This window comes from Streptomyces blastmyceticus, assembly GCF_039521185.1.
Taxonomy (GTDB): domain Bacteria; phylum Actinomycetota; class Actinomycetes; order Streptomycetales; family Streptomycetaceae; genus Streptomyces; species Streptomyces blastmyceticus.
In genome coordinates this window covers 131981-146889 of record NZ_BAAABW010000008.1, presented here as the reverse complement: position 1 = coordinate 146889, position 14909 = coordinate 131981, and the positions used below count along the sequence as shown (strand labels likewise).

Here is a 14909-nt window from a genome sequence, read left to right as displayed (position 1 = left end):
GGGGTCCGCTACGAGTTGTACGTCCCCTGCGCCCGCTCCAAGCCGTCCACAATGAGCGTCTCGACCGCGTCCGCGGCCCGGTCCACCTCGAACGCCAATTCCTTGCGCTCGGGCGACGAGAAGTCCTTCAGGACGAAGTCCGCGACCTGCATACGACCCGGCGGCCGGCCGATGCCGAAGCGCACCCGGCAGTAGTCCGGGCCCATCGCCTTGGTGATCGACTTGAGGCCGTTGTGGCCGTTGTCGCCACCGCCCAGCTTCAGCCGCAGCTGGCCGAAGTCGATGTCCAGCTCGTCGTGGACCGCGACGATCCGCTCCACCGGCACCTTGTAGAAGTCCCGCAGCGCGGCCGTCGGTCCGCCCGACAGGTTCATGAACGACATCGGCTTCGCGATGACCACCCGGCGGCTCGACGGCCCCGGTGCGCCCAGCCGGCCCTCGACCACCTGGGCCCGCGACTTGTGCGCCTTGAACTTCGCCCGCATCCGCTCCGCCAGCAGATCGGCCACCATGAAGCCGACGTTGTGGCGGTTCGCCGCGTACTCGGGGCCCGGGTTGCCCAGGCCCACGATCAGCCAAGGGCTCGTATCGTCCGTCATCCGAACATTCTCCTCCATAGCCAACCGCCGCCCCACTCGGGAAGAGCGGGACGGCGGCAGGAAAAAACGAGGGAAGCCTGGATCAGGCCTCGGTGCCCTCGGCCTCGGCCGGAGCCTCGGTCTGGGCGCCCATCACCTGGAGGACGACGGTGTCGCCGTCGACGGCCAGGGTGGTGCCGGCCAGCAGGACGACGTCCTTGGCCAGCACGGAGGCACCGGCCGACAGGCCCGCGATGTTCGCGACGACGGCCTCGGGGAGGTGGGTGGCCTCGGCCTCGACGGTCAGGGTGTTCAGGATGTGCTCGAGCAGGTTGCCGCCCGGGGCCAGCTCGCCCTGGGTCTGCACCGGAACCTCGACCGTGACCTTCTCGCCCTTGGCGACGACCAGCAGGTCGACGTGGACCAGGAAGCCCTTGAGCGCGTCACGCTGGACGGCCTTGGGGATGACCAGCTCGGTGCGGCCCTCGATGTCCAGGGAGAGCAGGACGTTCGGGGTCTTGAGCGCCATCATCATGTCGTGGCCCGGCAGGGTCACGTGAACCGGCTCGCCACCGTGACCGTAGACAACGGCCGGAACCTGACCGGCGACACGGGCGCGGCGGGCGAAGCCCTTGCCGAACTCGCGGCGGATCTGTGCGGGGATCTTGACCTCGGACATACGCACTCCTCGTAGGAAGAAAAAGGATCTGACGGCCGTTACCCGGCCCACGACAGACCTGCTACGAAGAGCGCGTCGATAACGGACCGCCGCACCAAAAAAGTGCGACCTCCCTCGCCGAGCAACTTGTGCAGTGTACCCGGCGGGGGAGGCCGCCCAGAAATCGATCAGTCAGGCCGTGACTACGCCTGCTCCTCGAAGAGGCTCGTCACCGAACCGTCCTCGAAGACCTCGCGCACCGCGCGCGCGATCGTCGGGGCGATCGACAGCACCGTGATCTTGTCGAGCTCCAGCTCACCCGGCGTCGGCAGGGTGTTGGTGAACACGAACTCGCTCACCTTGGAGTTCTTCAGACGGTCCGCGGCCGGGCCCGAGAGCACACCGTGCGTGGCCGTCACGATGACGTCCTCGGCACCGTTGGCGAACAGGGCGTCCGCGGCGGCGCAGATCGTGCCACCGGTGTCGATCATGTCGTCGACCAGGACGCACACGCGGCCCTTCACGTCACCGACGACCTCGTGCACCGTCACCTGGTTCGCGACATCCTTGTCACGGCGCTTGTGGACGATCGCCAGCGGCGCGCCCAGACGGTCGCACCAGCGGTCGGCCACGCGCACGCGGCCGGCGTCCGGGGAGACGACCGTCAGCTTGTCGCGGTCGACCTTCGCGCCCACGTAGTCCGCGAGGATCGGCAGCGCGAAGAGGTGGTCCACCGGACCGTCGAAGAAGCCCTGGATCTGGTCCGTGTGCAGGTCGACCGTCAGAATCCGGTCCGCACCCGCCGTCTTGAACAGATCGGCGACCAGGCGCGCCGAGATCGGCTCACGACCGCGGTGCTTCTTGTCCTGACGGGCGTAGCCGTAGAAGGGCACGACCACGGTGATGGAGCGGGCCGACGCGCGCTTCAGCGCGTCGATCATGATGAGCTGCTCCATGACCCACTTGTTGATGGGAGCCGTGTGGCTCTGCATCAGGAAGCAGTCGGCACCGCGGGCCGACTCCTGGAAGCGGACGTAGATCTCGCCGTTGGCGAAGTCGAATGCCTTGGTCGGGACCAGGCCTACGCCCAGCTGGTGCGCGACCTCCTCGGCAAGCTCGGGGTGGGCGCGGCCGGAGAAGAGCATCAGCTTCTTCTCGCCGGTCGTCTTGATCCCGGTCACAGCACAGTCTCCTTGGATGTCGCTTTGTGTGCGCTTATCACGGTACGCCCCGCACGACGCGGCCCGTGTCACGGTCACTGTTCGGCGTCGGTCTCCCGACCGTCCTGCTGAGCGTCGGAAGCGGCCTGTGCGGCTGCGCTTCCCGGGCGCTTACGAGCCACCCAGCCCTCGATATTCCGCTGCTGTCCACGTGCGACGGCCAGCGAACCCGGGGGCACATCCTTGGTGATGACCGAGCCGGCCGCGGTGTACGCGCCGTCCCCGATCGTGACCGGAGCCACAAACATATTGTCCGAGCCGGTGCGGCAGTGCGAGCCGATCGTCGTGTGGTGCTTGTTCACACCGTCGTAGTTCACGAAGACGCTCGCAGCGCCGATGTTGGTGAACTCGCCGATCGTGGCGTCGCCGACGTAGGAGAGGTGCGGCACCTTGGTGCCCTCGCCGATCACGGCGTTCTTCATCTCGACGTACGCGCCGGCCTTGGACTTCGTCCCCAGCTTCGTGCCGGGACGCAGATAGGCGTACGGGCCGACGTTCGCGCCCTCGCCGATCAGCGCGCCGTCCGCGACGGTGTTGTCCACGACCGCGCCCGCGCCGACCGTGGTGTCCTTCAGCCGGGAGTTCGGGCCGACCTCGGCGCCGGTGGCGATGTGCGTCGCGCCCAGCAGCTGGGTGCCCGGGTGGACGACCGAGTCGCGCTCGAACGTCACCGTGACGTCGACCAGCGTCGACGCCGGGTCCACGACCGTCACGCCGTCCATCATCGCCACATGCAGCAGCCGCTCGTTGAGCAGCTTGCGCGCCTCGGCGAGCTGGACGCGGTTGTTGATGCCCAGGATCTCCCGGTGGTCACCCGCCACGGCCGCACCCACCCGGTGCCCGGCCTCGCGCAGGATGCCCAGGACGTCCGTCAGATACTCCTCGCCCTGGCTGTTGTCCGTACGGACCTTGCCCAGCGCGTCGGTGAGCAGCTGCGCGTCGAACGCGAAGACACCGGAGTTGATCTCCCGGATCGCGCGCTGCGCCTCGGTGGCGTCCTTGTGCTCGACGATCGCCGTCACGGCGCCGGTGGCCGCGTCCCGCACGATGCGGCCGTAGCCCGTGGAGTCCGGGACCTCGGCGGTCAGCACGGTGACGGCGTTGCCGTCGGCGGCGTGGACGTCGCTGAGCTTGCGCAGCGTCCCGCCGGTGAGCAGCGGGGTGTCGCCGCAGACGACGACCACGGTGCCGTCCAGCACGACGCCGCTGTTGCCGAGCTCCTCCAGCCCCATGCGCACGGCGTGGCCGGTGCCGTTCTGCTCGTGCTGCACGGCGGTGCGGACGGCCGGGTCGATCTCCGCCAGGTGCGCCGAGACCTTGGCGCGCTCGTGGCCGACGATCACCACGAGGTGCTCGGGGTCCAGCTCGCGGGAGGCGGCGACGACGTGCCCGACGAGGGAGCGGCCGCAGATGGCATGGAGGACCTTGGGGGTCGCCGACTTCATGCGGGTGCCCTCACCCGCTGCGAGGACGACGACGGCTGCCGGGCGGTTGGCGCTCACGGGTGTGCCCTTCGGCTTCGGGTGGTGGACATCCGAAGGATACCGGTGCGTTTGAAGGCCGAAACGCGGGCGGGTCCTGACCTGGGGGTCAGGACCCGAGTATTCGAACTTTGAGCTCCCCTGCCAGGACTCGAACCCGGAAAGACGGCACCAAAAGCCGCAGTGTTGCCAATTACACCACAGGGGATGGTAAACCGGGCCAAACTGGACATTCCGTCAAGCTGGCCGCTTGGCACACAACACTATGCCGTACCACCAGCCTTCGATGCGACGGTATAGATCGGCGCCCTTCAGGACTCGCACGACGAGGCATCCCCGGTAGTTCTCCCCGACGTTTTTGCGGACGGTCTTCGGGTTGTGTTTCTTGAGCGTGGTTTTGTCGAGGCTCGTGACGTCGATGCCGACAAGGTCCGCCCAGAATTTCTCGGCGCCCGCTACGTCGGCGGACTCGTGGATCATCACGCGGTACCGCAGGCGCTCCGGCTCGATGTGCAGCAGCTCGAGCCATGCGAGGTAGACGGTGATCATGCTGGGGTCGCTGTTGATGAAGACGGTCACTTCCTGGGGCCGGTGCGCTTTGCACTTCGAGCCCTCCGACCAGTACAGCCCGACGCCCACCAGGAACAGCTCCCGGTCGGTCATCCGGCCTATGTCGCGAACCGCGGCCTCTTTCGTCTGCTGGCGCGCCAGATCGCGGGCCTTGCGATGTGGCTCCCATCGTGACTCGTTCATCACCCGCATCTGCTCCGCCGTCTTCTGTGGCTTCGGCGGATCCCTCACCCACAGCGACACCGAACTCTTCGCCACCCCCAGCTCCGCGACGATCTCGTCGTACGTCCTGCCCGCCAGCCGTAGCTCGCGGGCGCGTGCCTGTAGTTCCGTCTTTGCTTGCATGGGGCGAGCTTCGTCGCGTACGCCTCCACATGTACCGAAAACGTGCACGATTCAATAGTTCGAGGGATAACAGTGCATTTCCACCCCCTTCGCACCCGCATCGTGCTGCCGCGCGGACGGGAAAACCGGTGGCGGGCGCCCGTAGTCTGGGTGGTATGACCACAACGGGGGCAATCGCGGAGGCGGGCGCGCGGGGCGCGCCCGGGGGGCCGTGGTGGTGGGGGCGGCGGCGGAGTTTCGTGCTGGATGTGACGCTCGCGCTGTTGTCGGCGCTGGAGTGCGCGACGGAAGGGATCGGCTTCGCGAACGAAGCGGGGCTGCCCGCGGCGGTCGGCTTCGCCATCGGGCTGCCGGCCGGGGCGTCGCTGCTGCTGCGGCGCCGGTGGCCGATAGCCGTGGTGCTGGTGTCGATCGCGATCACACCGGCCGAGATGGGTTTCCTGCTGAGCCTCGTCGGGCTGTACACCCTGGCCGCGTCCGACGTGGCGCGGCGGCTGACGGTGGTGCTGGCCGGGGTGTCGGTGGTGGGCACGTTCGTGGTGACGTTCGCGCGCTTCCACCAGGACATGTCGCAGGACGGCTATCACCCGGGCCTGTGGCTGACCGTGTTCTTCTCGGCGCTGATGGCGCTGGGCCTGTCCGCGCCGCCCGTGCTGCTCGGCCTGTACGTGGGGGCGCGCCGTCGTCTGGTCGAGAGCCTGCGGGAGCGGGCGGACGGGCTGGAGCGCGAGCTGGCGCTGCTGGCGGACCGGGCGGAGGAGCGCGCGGTGTGGGCCCGTAACGAGGAGCGCACGCGGATCGCGCGGGAGATGCACGACGTGGTGGCCCACCGGGTGTCGTTGATGGTGGTGCACGCGGCGGCGTTGCAGGCGGTGGCGCTGAAGGACCCGGAGAAGGCGTCGAGGAACGCGGGCCTGGTCGGTGACATGGGCCGCCAGGCGCTGACGGAGCTGCGGGAGATGCTGGGGGTGCTGCGGACGTCGTCGGACGGCGCCGTGGCCGCGCAGTCGTCGTCGGCGGACTCGCAGCGGCTGGCGGAGGTCGCGGCGGCGGCCTCGGCGCGGGTGTCGGAGAGCGTGGTGGCGGCCGCCGGGGCGGCGGACGAGGCCGCGGTCGGTGACGGGCCGTGTCTGGACGGTCTCGAGGACCTGGTGGGTCTGTCGAGGGCTGCGGGCATGGTGGTGGAGCTGTGCGTGGAGGGCGAGGAGCGTCCGCACGGCCTGCGGGTCGAGAGCACGGCCTACCGCGTGGTGCAGGAGGCGCTGACGAATGTGCACAAGCACGCGCCGGGCGCGAAGGCGGTCGTGCGGGTGGCGCACCGGGAGGGCGAGGTGGCGCTCCAGGTGGAGAACGGCCCTTCGGACGGCGGCGCGGATGTCGGTCTGCCGAGCGGTGGCAATGGCCTGGTCGGGATGCGGGAGCGGGTCTCGGCGCTGGGTGGGGTGTTTGTGGCGGGTGTGACGGATGTGGGTGGCTTCCGGGTCTCCGCGGTGATCCCGTCCGGCGAGGGGTGGATGGCGGCCTGAATTAGGCCGGTTCCCGCCCTGTCTTTGGCTGATTCCCGACCTTGTCGGGCGTGGCCCGGCGCCGCCGGGGCCGGGCGCCCCGCGGTGCCCGGGGCCGCGCTACGCGCGCGGTCCCGCCGAGAGGCGGGAGGGGCGGGCGCCGGTCACGAGGGCGCCGATGGCGCGGTCGATGTCGGAGCCGAGGTACCAGTCGCCGGTGTGGTCGAGGCTGTAGACCCGCCCGTGCGTGTCGATGGCGAGCAGCGCCTGGCCCTCGGCCTCCTGGCCGAGCGGGCACACCTCGGCGCCCAGCGCGCGGCCGAGGTCGGCGACCGTGCGGGCGAGGTGGAGGCCGTGCAGCGGGTCGATGTGGAACGGCGTCGGCGCGATGTGGCGGCCGGGTCCCGGGGCGGTGATGTGGAGCCCGCCGAATTCGGCCCAGGCCTCGACGGCGGCGGGGAAGACGGTGTGCCGGTGCCCGGCGGGGGAGGTGTGGGCGCGCAGGGCGTCGGCCCAGTTCTCGGCGGCCTTGATGTCCCAGCGGCCGGGCTGCCAGCCGGCCTCGCGGAGGGCGGCGTCGACGGCGACGGGGAAGCGGGTGGCGGCGGTGCGTTCGAAGGCGCGCATGGGGTCAGCCCTTGCCGTTGGTCGGGGCGGCGGGGTCGACGCTCCGTACGCCGAAGTGGGCGAGGAGGGCCGTACAGGAGCGGCAGGGGGGCGCGTAGCCGCCGTGCCGGGGGTCGCCGTCCTCGCGGATGTGCCGGGCGGTGAGTTTGGAGTGTTTCAGGGCGCGTTTCGCCTCGCCGTGGGTGAGCGGTTTGCGGGCGGCACGTTTGCTCCGGCCCGCTTCGAAGGCGCTGAGGTAGCGGGTGAGGAGCACGGCTTCGGGGCAGCGGCCGGTGAAGCGTTCGCGCCGGTCGCTGGTGAGCGTGTCGAGGAAGTCCTGGACGAGCGGGTGGAGCGTCGGCGGCTGGTCGGCCTTGCCCGCGGTGCAGGTCAGGGTCTCGCCGCGGACGGAGAGCGCGGCCGCGACGGCGGGCAGGATGCCGTCGCGGCGGTGCAGCAGCGCGGGCGGTCTGTCCGCGTCGTCGGTGGCGCTCCAGGTGAGCCGGGGGTCTCCGGGTGCGGAGGCGCGTTCGTTCACGGGCTGGCGGTCCTGAGTCGTGTGCATGGTGGTTCTTCCCTCCCGTGCAATCCCCCTGTTGCGGGGATCAGCCTGCCAAATGGGGTGGCGGGTGTGGAAGTCAGGTCGGGGTTGGGTGCGTGCCGTGTGGTGTTCATGTGTCGCGTGATCACTATGGGATGTGCCGCCGGGCGGTGGTCGCCGGGGTCGGGGTGGTGCGGTGCGGCGGGTGTGGTCCGGTGCGCGGAACCCCGCCTTGCGGCACCGCATAGGCTGTGCGCACGGGGTGTTCTCGGCCATGGGGACACCGACCGGCCGGGCCGCCCCGTGGCGCGGCCGGTGGCCCGGTGGCCCGCGGTGTCCGCCGCACTCGTCCGGGCGTCAGGTGACAGAGTCAGCAGGGGGCATCCGCCATGACGACAGGTCGGCTCGGGCAGCACGCCGCGCCACCGAACACGGCCTATGCCGGGCAGGTCGTGCACTTCCCGGATCCGGTCCGTGCCGCGCGCTATCCGAAGGGCGTGCGGGTGGACGAGGACGGTTTTCCGGATTTCTCGCCGTATGCCCGGGCGGCCGCGGAGATCGCCGAGCCGCCGGAGGGTTTCGGCGTCGACGAGCTGCGGCTGACGGACTACGTGTCGGCCAACGCGGCGCAGCACGCGGCCGGGCACGAGCTGTGGGCGAGTCTGCCGAGCGTGGCGACGCCGCACGGCTGGACGTGGCACCACGTCGCGGGCACCCGCCGGCTGGAGCTGGTCCCGGTCGAGGTGAAGGCGCTGCTGCGGCACCACGCGGGGCTGGCGACGGCGGCCGTGGACCAGGACAAGCGGGGCACGCGGCCGCTGCAGGAGACGCGCCCGGTGCACTTCGCGCTGCCGCAGCGGGATCTGGCGGTGACGGAGGAGCAGGTCCAGGGCGTCGAGGAGGACCTCGGCTACCGGCTGCCCGGCGCGTACCGCGCCTTCCTGAAGGCGGCGGGCGGCTGCGCTCCGGTGGGTGCCGCGCTGGACGCGGAGCTGGGGCTGCTGATCGACCAGCCGTTCCTCACGGTGCGGGACGAGGCCGCGGTCAACGACCTGGTCTATGTGAACAAGTGCCTGCGCGACCACTTCACCAAGGACTATCTGGGCGTCGGCTTCGTGCAGGGCGGCGTGCTCGCGGTGAAGGTGAAGGGCGAGGCGCTCGGCACGGTGTGGTTCTGCCCGTTCGACGACGCCCGGGACCAGGACGGCTGGACGGTGCAGGAGCGGGTGGAGCGGCTGCTGCTGCCCTGCGGCGAGGACTTCGACGCGTTTCTCTCACGGCTGGCCGGCGGCCCGCCGGAGCTGGAGACCGTCGCGAACCTGATGGTCGACGGTGGCTTCGCGTACGCCGTCCCGGTGGAGGGGTGAGCGCGGGATGGTGACGTTCGCGCAGGCGCAGGAGCGCGCGGAGCGCTGGGTCAACGGTGATGTGCCGGCGTATCAGCACCGCGAGGTGCGGGTGCGGGAGTTCGATCTGGGCTTCGTGGTCTGGGCGGAGGACCGCGAGGACGGCCCGAGGTCGGACGGCGGCCGGGCCCGCCTGGTGATCGCCCGGGACAGCGGTGAGACGACGCTGTGGCCGGGTCTGCCGGTCGGCGAGGTGATCCGCCGGTACGAGGAGGAGTACGGAGCCGTGGACGAACAGGTGCCGGCGGCGTCGGACGCGCCGCCGAAGCGGCTCGATCTGGAGGCGACGTCCTTCCTGCTGAGCCCGCCGCAGTGGTTGCAGGACGCGGCGGACGCGATGGGCATTCCGGACCGGCGGTCGTCGTCGGGTACGGCTTCCGTGCCGGGGGTTCCGGCCGCGTCGGGCTCGGATTCGTCTGCGGGTGTTTCGGCGAGTACGGGCTCCGGTGAGGTTTCGGCGTGGTCGGACGCGACGTCCGGGCCCGGGACGGACGCGTCCGACGGCAGGGGGACGGCCTCGGCGGCTCCCGCGCCGGGCGCCGCGTCCGACGTCTCCTCCGACGCTTCGGTGTGGCCGGACGCGGGTGCGCCCGCGGTCACGGCGGGCTCCGGCGGGACGCCCGCCTGGCCGGACGCCGACGCGTCGGCGACTCCTTGGGCCGGGGCCGACACGAACGCGGGCGAGGACGACGGCGACCGTTCCGTCGGGCTGCCCGCCACGGTGCTCGCTCCCGCCCTGTCGGGTGCGGACGAGGACGACTTCCCTGCTCCGGGTGTCCAGCCCGAGGCCAAGACGGCGCTGATGCCCGCGGGCAGTGCGCTGCCGCGCACGGCGATCGCCCCGGCGATCGATGACCCGGCGGGCCAGGCCGCGCCGGCCCCGCAGACTCCGGGCGCTCCGGGAACGCCGGGCGCGCCCGGGCAACCTGCGTACGCGCCCGGTGCTCCGAGCGCCGGTGTGCCGCGCCCTCCGGGTGCGCCAGGTGTGCCCGGTGCGCCCGGTCAGTCGCCCCTCGCTCCGGGTGTCCCCGGGACGCCGGGGGCCGGTGGGCCCGTACCGCCTGCGGCTCCGGGTACGCCCGGGGCCGGTGGGGCGCACGCGGCGGCCACGATGCTTGCCGAGCCCGGCGGCCCTGGTGCGCCCGGCGCTCCCGCGCGGCCGGGTGCGGGTGGGGCGCAGATTCCGCACGCGCCCGGTGCGCCCGGTGTTCCGGGGCAGCCTCGCGTTCCCGGTGCTCAGGTCCCGCCCCCTCCGCAGGCCCCCGGCATCCCGGGTGCGCCGCAGGCCCCCGGTGCCCCCGGCGCTCCCCAGCCTCCGGGCGCCCCGCAGGGCCCCGGTGCCGCGTACGCCGCGACGATGCTGGCCACCCCGGGCGCCCCCGGCATGCCCGCCGCTCCGGGTGCTCCCGGTGCGCCGGGACGGCCTCCCGCCGCACCGCAGCCTCCCGGGCAGCCCCCGCAGGGTCCCGGTGGGGTGCACCACGCCGCCACCATGCTCGCCGGGCCCGGTACGCCGGGCGTCGGCGGCGGTTCCGTACCGCACGCTCCCGGTGCTCCGGGCGTTCCCGGGCAGCCGCCCGGTGCCCCCGTACCGCCCCCCGCGCCCGGTGCTCCGCAGGGGCCGGGGCAGGGTTACGGCTATCCGCCGCAGCCGCCGGCCGGGGTGCCCACGGTCGGGCCCGGGTACATGGCGGTGTTGCGCTATCGCGCGGCCGACGGTTCTGAGCAGCAGCTCATCCGGCGCAGCGCGCCGGGGACGCCGCACCCCGAGTGGCAGATCCTGCACGAGCTGCGGGCGATGAACGTGCCGCCGCAGCAGGTGCTGGAGCTGCACACGGAGCTGGAGTCGTGTGATCTGCCGGGTGGTTACTGCGCCCGCATGGTGCGGGAGACCTGGCCGCAGGTGCGGATCAGCCACACCGCCGCGTACGGCCGGGATCTCGCGACCCGTCAGCAGGGCATGCGGCATCTGATTGAGCATCAGGGCGAGCTGCACCAGGTCGCCGACGGCCCGGCGCGGCCCGCGCCGAACCGGGCGCCGATGCCGGCCCCGGCGCAACTGCCGCCGGTCGGGCCGGATGTCGTGGCCCGGGAGCTGGCGGAGTCGTTCGGTCCGCAGAGTGTGTTCCGGTTCGAGCAGCGCGCGGTGTCGCGGCAGGGCGTGCCGGACGTCGTGGCGCAGACGCTCGTCTGGGCGGGGCTTCCGGTGGACTTCGGCCCGTTCTTCTGGGGTCAGGCGCAGCCGGGCCGCCCGGTGCCGACGCTGGCGGAGCTGGCGGCGGAGCGCGGGGTGCGTCCGGCGCCGGATGCGGGGTCGTATCTGGTGATGGGCAGCGACTACGGTCGTCAGCTCTGCGTGCAGTACGGCACGGCGCACATCGTGGCCGTACCGATGGAGGCGGGTCCGGACAGTGGTTCCGTACCGCCTCAGTTCGTCAACACGAGCCTGCCGCAGTTCGTTCGCTCTTTGGCGCTGCTCGGCAAGATGTGGCGCTGGCGCTACGGTCTGACGCCGGAACAGGCGGGCCGTTGGACCGCGGACTTCCAGGAGCAGTTGGCGGCGCTGGACCCGGCCGCCATGGCGTCGCCGGAGACTTGGTGGGCGGTGCTGGTGGAGCAGATGTGGGACGGTCTCTTCTAGGGGCCGGCCGATGTGTCGACGGCGCGGGGCGTTCGACCCTTGGAGAAGGGGCGGGCGCCCCGCGCTGTAGGCCGGTGCAACCTTGTGGGAGGAAGCGGGCGGAGTGTCGGGTTCTGGGCACTCGCGTCGTCCAGGAATGATGTGCGCCGGACCGCGTCGCATACCGGTTGTCCGGGATATAAGGGGCTTCGAGGATGAGTTCATCGGTATCTCCTGACGGTTTCACCGTGGTACGGGGCCGTGGTTACCGCCCTGAACAGGTGGAGCGTGCCCTCGCCGAGTGCGCGCGGCGGCGGGACGAGTCGTGGGAGCGCGCGGCGCGGCTGACGGTGCTCGCGCGCGAGATGGAGGACGAGGTCGCGCGCCTGTGGCAGCTGGTGGAGCAGCTGCCGCCGCAGACGTACGAGTCGCTCGGCCACCGGGCGCAGGGCCTGCTCTACACGGCGCAGGCCGAGGCCGCTGGGCTGCGCGAGCGGTCGGAGGCCGAGGCGACGTCGCTGATGGACGCCGCGGACGCGCACGCGCGAGCGGTGCGGGACGCCGCCCACGAGTACGGCACCGAGGTGCGCGCCGAGGCGGAGGACTGGGCCCGGCAGGCCGGGCTGGCCGCGCTCTCGGTCGCCGACGACGTCCGTGCGGTGGGGCAGCGTGAGGCGAAGGCGCGGCGCACCGAGGCGGTGGCCGCGCTCAAGGAGATGCGGGAGCGGACGGCCGACGCGCTCGCCGAGCAGGAGAAGGACCACGCGGAGCGCTGGGACGCGGCGGGCCACGAGATCGCCGAACGCGAGGCCGCTCTCGACATCCGCGTCGCGGCGATGGAGGAGTACGGGCGCAACGCCCTGGCCGAGTCACAGCGCCGCTACGCGGAGGCGGAGGAAGCCGCCCGCCACGGCCAGGAGGACGCGGAGGCCCAGGCCGCCGCACTGATCGCACAGGCCCGGGTGCGCGAGGAGCGCATCGTACGGGACACGGAGCGGGTGCTGCGCGAACACGAGGAACGGCGCGAGGAGCTGCGCTCGCACATGGCGCATGTGCGGCATTCTTTGGCGGCGCTCACGGGTAAGCCGGTGGCTGACGCGGCCGATTGATGGTGCGGGTCCGTTGCGCCTGCGGCGGAGCGCCCTGCGGGCGCGGCCTCAAACGCCGGCCGGGCTGGTTTTGGTCGGCCTTCGTCGTCGGGTGCGGGGCCGTGCCGCTCCGGGGGAGTGCGGGACTGCTTCGCTTTACGTCCCGCACTCCCCCTGCGCGTCCCGCCCCCTCCCGTCACCCCCAGCCCGTCCGGCGTTTGAGGACAGCGCGCGAAGCGTGCTTCGGGGTCCGGGGCGGAGCCCCCCACGCGGCGGAGCCGCAAATCGACACAGCCGGGAAGGGGCGGGGCTGGGGAAAAAATCAGCCCGCAGCCGGGACGGTCGGCTTGGCCGAGGCCGGGTTCTCGGTCACCACATCCAGGCCGAGCTCCAGCAACTGAGTCCGACCGTCCGCCGTGGCGATGCGCAGCGTGAACGACCCCTGCTTCGCGTCCGCGAACAGGTCCGGCAGGGAGACCAGACCCTTCTCGTCCGTCGCCGCGAGAGAGATCGTGCGGACCTTCTTGCCGTTCTCCTTGAAGTAGGGGCCGACGGTCGCGTCCGTCTTGCCGTCGGTCGCCACCACGGTGGCGGTCAGGGCGGCGCCCGCGAGCGGCTTGCCCTTGGCGAGTGCCTGGAGCTGGATCGTGTCGAAGGCGGTGTTGGGCAAGGCCTGCAGGGGCTTGTTGCCGATGCGCCATACGGTGTCCACCTTGGCCGGCTTGACCGTCGCGGCGAAGTCCATGGGCGTGATGTCCCGGCCCTCGACAGTGGCGCGCACGGTGAACTGCCCCGCCTGGTCGTTCGCGATGACTGCCGGTGCGGTGGCGACGCCGTCCTTGCCCGTGGTGGTGGTGAAGACGTTGCCGGTGCCCGGGAAGCGGGCCTTGGTGGCACCGAGGATCACAAAGCTCACGCGCACGCCCGCGGTCGGCTTCCCCGCGTCGGTGAGGGTCCGTACGCGAGCCTGCTCGTGGAACGTCTCGCCCACCGTCGCCGACCACTGCGCGTCCCCGACCCGCTCCAGGCGAGCGGTGGCAGGCGCCGGCGGCGTCGGCTTGTCGCCGCCGCCCGGCTTCCCGGGCTTGCTCGGCTCCGTGGGCTTGCTCGGCTCCGACGGCTTGGGCCTGCTCGGGGTGCCGGGCTTCCGGCTCGGCTGCTGCGAGGGCCGCGACGTGCCGGGAGTGCTGGGCGCACTGGGAGTGCTGGGGGAGTTGCCCGACGGGACGCGCGGCGCGGACGGGTTGCCGGGGGCGTCGGGCAGCGCGGAGACGTCGCCGTTCTGGTACGCGCGCATCCACGCGGTGACGCTTTCGACGTATTTGCGGGAGTTGTTGTAGCTGAGGATCGCCTTGTCGAGATCGCCCGGCTTGTTCAAGTCCCGGCCGCCGGCGCACAGATAGCGGGCGGTGCCGAGGGAGGCGTCGTAGATGTTGTTGGGGTTCTTGTAGCCGCCCTTGCCGTCCGAGCCGATGTTCTTCCAGGTGGACGGTATGAACTGCATGGGGCCGACGGCGTGGTCGTACTGTGTGTCGCCGTCCCAGAAGCCGCCGTCGGTGTCCCTGACGAGGGCGAATTCGCTGCCGGTCAGCGCGGGGCCGAGGATCGGCTTGTCGGTGGTGCCGTCGGGGTTGAGGTGGGTGCCGAAGATGGTGCCGTGTTCGGACTCGACCTTGCCGATGCCGGCGATGAGCTGCCAGGGGATGTGGCAGTTGGGCAGCTCGATGCGCGCCTGGGCCTCGGCCTTCTTGTAGGCGTCGAGGGCGGTGGCGGGGATTCCGGTGGTGCCGTCGGGGGTGTTGCCGCCCGGGCCGGGCGTGCCGGGGAGGCCGCCGGGGGAGTGCGGTCTGAGGTCGGGCAGGGCGAGGTTGGGGGTGCCGTGCGGCCGCGACTGGGGGTTGTCGGGGCCGGGCGTCGGCTCGTCGGCGTCGGCGGTGTTGTGCGGGGGGCTGACGCCGACCGCCGCGGTCAGGCTGGCGACGAGCAGGGCCGTGCACAGGCCCTGTCGGGAGACGCTGGCGGCGCGCGTGGGAAGAATCTTCACGGGCTGCTTCCTTCGGAGACCGGCGGCGGGTTCGAAGGGGGTGGCACGTCGCCCCCTCGCCCATCAATGCCGAACACTAATTCCCTCTGACCGCAATTGTCTTGCCGCGGGTCAGGGTTCACGTATTCTCCGCGCTTCGTTTCCCGTCGGTGACCGATCGATGAGCGATTGTGTTCGCTTTTCTTATGCTTCGTCCGTTTATATGCGCTTGTCGACCCTGAGGGGCCGGGCGCGCGCAACGGCCCGA

12 protein-coding genes and 1 tRNA gene are annotated in these 14909 nt (G+C 71.7%); 4 read left to right on the top strand and 9 right to left on the bottom strand.

All coding sequences use genetic code 11. From position 1 onward, the window contains the following. Positions 1-8 precede the first annotated feature (8 nt). The 6 genes from pth to ABD269_RS06890 all read right to left on the bottom strand — a co-directional run bounded on the left by pth (position 9) and on the right by ABD269_RS06890 (position 4852). On the bottom strand, positions 9-599 hold the full coding sequence (gene pth, locus ABD269_RS06915; RefSeq protein ID WP_301886934.1) for an aminoacyl-tRNA hydrolase: 591 nt from the start codon (positions 597-599) through the stop codon (positions 9-11). Positions 600-681: 82 nt separating this feature from the next. Continuing rightward, positions 682-1257, bottom strand: a complete 576-nt coding sequence (locus ABD269_RS06910; RefSeq protein ID WP_344116963.1) for a 50S ribosomal protein L25/general stress protein Ctc — start codon at positions 1255-1257, stop codon at positions 682-684. 182 nt (positions 1258-1439) lie between these two features. Further along, on the bottom strand, positions 1440-2417 hold the full coding sequence (locus ABD269_RS06905; protein WP_116212181.1) for a ribose-phosphate diphosphokinase: 978 nt from the start codon (positions 2415-2417) through the stop codon (positions 1440-1442). A gap of 74 nt (positions 2418-2491) precedes the next feature. Then, complete coding sequence (gene glmU, locus ABD269_RS06900) at positions 2492-3958, bottom strand: bifunctional UDP-N-acetylglucosamine diphosphorylase/glucosamine-1-phosphate N-acetyltransferase GlmU (RefSeq protein ID WP_344116962.1); 1467 nt, start codon at positions 3956-3958, stop codon at positions 2492-2494. A 115-nt stretch (positions 3959-4073) separates the two neighbouring features. Continuing rightward, positions 4074-4145: transfer RNA gene (locus ABD269_RS06895), tRNA-Gln, on the bottom strand. A 29-nt stretch (positions 4146-4174) separates the two neighbouring features. Further along, entirely contained in the window at positions 4175-4852 is a 678-nt protein-coding gene (locus ABD269_RS06890) for a hypothetical protein (protein WP_344116960.1), read from the bottom strand. A gap of 155 nt (positions 4853-5007) precedes the next feature. Here ABD269_RS06890 and ABD269_RS06885 point away from each other — a divergent pair, with 155 nt between their 5' ends. Beyond that, the gene (locus ABD269_RS06885; protein ID WP_344116959.1) at positions 5008-6378 is read left to right on the top strand and encodes a sensor histidine kinase; all 1371 of its coding nucleotides are present in this window, start codon (positions 5008-5010) and stop codon (positions 6376-6378) included. Positions 6379-6477: 99 nt separating this feature from the next. On the opposite strand, the gene ABD269_RS06880 is transcribed toward ABD269_RS06885, so the two are convergent. Together ABD269_RS06880 and ABD269_RS06875 are read right to left on the bottom strand one after the other, a co-directional pair. Next, a complete protein-coding gene (locus ABD269_RS06880; RefSeq protein WP_344116958.1) occupies positions 6478-6984 on the bottom strand; it encodes an SUKH-3 domain-containing protein in 507 nt (168 codons plus the stop codon). Between the two features lie 4 nt (positions 6985-6988). Then, positions 6989-7528, bottom strand: coding sequence for a YwqJ-related putative deaminase (locus tag ABD269_RS06875; protein ID WP_116212176.1), 540 nt, complete (start codon positions 7526-7528; stop codon positions 6989-6991). A gap of 365 nt (positions 7529-7893) precedes the next feature. On the opposite strand from ABD269_RS06875, the gene ABD269_RS06870 reads away from it, so the two are divergent. The 3 genes from ABD269_RS06870 to ABD269_RS06860 all read left to right on the top strand — a co-directional run bounded on the left by ABD269_RS06870 (position 7894) and on the right by ABD269_RS06860 (position 12639). Then, positions 7894-8871, top strand: a complete 978-nt coding sequence (locus ABD269_RS06870; RefSeq protein ID WP_301886941.1) for an HNH endonuclease — start codon at positions 7894-7896, stop codon at positions 8869-8871. A gap of 7 nt (positions 8872-8878) precedes the next feature. Further along, on the top strand, positions 8879-11551 hold the full coding sequence (locus tag ABD269_RS06865; RefSeq protein ID WP_344116957.1) for an SUKH-4 family immunity protein: 2673 nt from the start codon (positions 8879-8881) through the stop codon (positions 11549-11551). A gap of 260 nt (positions 11552-11811) precedes the next feature. Further along, a complete protein-coding gene (locus tag ABD269_RS06860) occupies positions 11812-12639 on the top strand; it encodes a coiled-coil domain-containing protein (protein WP_344116956.1) in 828 nt (275 codons plus the stop codon). A gap of 301 nt (positions 12640-12940) precedes the next feature. Here the strand turns inward: ABD269_RS06860 and ABD269_RS06855 are convergent, their stop codons facing one another. Continuing rightward, the gene (locus tag ABD269_RS06855) at positions 12941-14662 is read right to left on the bottom strand and encodes a lytic transglycosylase domain-containing protein (RefSeq protein WP_344116955.1); all 1722 of its coding nucleotides are present in this window, start codon (positions 14660-14662) and stop codon (positions 12941-12943) included. Positions 14663-14909 lie beyond the last annotated feature (247 nt).